We start from the raw sequence: 1278 nt of genomic DNA, 5'->3' as shown, positions 1-1278 counted from the left end.
CACGAGCGCGAGATCGTGCGCCGCAACGGCCTGCTCGTGCCGGTGACGCCGCTCACGCCGATGCGCGAAGGCGAGCGCAGCGAGACGGCGCTCGTGCGCTTTCGCACGGTGGGCGACATCAGCTGCACGTGCCCGGTCGACAGCGATGCCGATACGGTACAGAAGATCATCGCCGAGACGGCGGTGACCGACATCACCGAGCGCGGTGCCACGCGCATGGACGATCAGGCCTCCGAAGCGGCGATGGAGCAGCGCAAGAAACAAGGGTATTTCTGAGCACGGCACGAGACGAGAGGCGAGGAACAGGCAAACATGGAAACACATCAACCGACGGATCTCGGGGTGCTGCGCTTCATCACGGCGGGCAGCGTCGACGACGGCAAGAGCACGCTGATCGGGCGCCTGCTGTACGACAGCAAGGCGGTGCTGTCCGACCAGCTCTCGGCGCTCTCGCGCGCGAAGAACAAGCGCACGGCGGGCGAAGAGATCGACCTGTCGCTGCTGACGGACGGGCTGGAGGCCGAGCGCGAGCAAGGCATCACGATCGACGTGGCGTACCGCTACTTCGCCACGGCCAAGCGCAAGTTCATCATCGCCGATACGCCGGGCCACGAGCAGTACACGCGCAACATGGTGACGGGGGCCTCGACCGCGCATGCGGCGATCATCCTGGTCGATGCGACGCGCGTGACCTTCGACGAGAAAGGGCTGGCGGTGCTGCTGCCGCAGACCAAGCGCCACAGCGCGATCGTGAAGCTGCTGGGCTTGCAGCACGTGATCGTGGCGATCAACAAGATGGACCTGGTGCAGTACAGCGAGACGCGCTTCAACGAGATCCGCGATGCGTATGTGGAGCTGGCGCGGCAGCTGGGTCTGACCGACGTGCGCTTCGTGCCGGTGTCGGCGCTCAAGGGCGACAACATCGTGGCGGCGAGCGAGCGCATGCCGTGGTACGCGGGCGAACCGCTGCTGGACGTGCTGGAGGCGCTGCCGGTGGCGCAGGCAGCTAGCGAAGCGCTGCGCTTCCCGGTGCAGTGGGTGGCGCGGCAGGACGGCAGCAGCGCGGACGACTTCCGCGGCTACATGGGTCGCGTGGAGGCGGGCGAGGTGCGGGTGGGCGACACGATCGTGGTGCTGCCGGCGGGCCGCGAGGCGACGGTGGCCGAGATCGTGGCGCCGGTGGTGGGCGGCACGGCGCAGGTGGACCGCGCGTTCGCGGGGCAGACGGTGACGCTGCGGCTGACCGAGGACGTGGACGTCTCGCGCGGCGACACGTTC

Annotated in this window: 1 protein-coding gene and 1 pseudogene; both read left to right on the top strand. The window is 68.3% G+C overall.

What is annotated here, in order from left to right:
* Positions 1-276: pseudogene (locus tag D7S89_RS27045) on the top strand (sulfate adenylyltransferase subunit CysD); the annotation flags it as partial.
* 36 nt (positions 277-312) lie between these two features.
* Positions 313-1278: sulfate adenylyltransferase subunit 1 (locus D7S89_RS27040; RefSeq protein ID WP_121281925.1), on the top strand; the 966-nt coding region annotated here is incomplete at its 3' end.

Source organism: Trinickia fusca (assembly GCF_003628145.1).
Classification (GTDB): domain Bacteria; phylum Pseudomonadota; class Gammaproteobacteria; order Burkholderiales; family Burkholderiaceae; genus Trinickia; species Trinickia fusca.
Note: the sequence above shows the minus strand (reverse complement) of the source record. Positions and strands in the feature narration are given on the sequence as shown.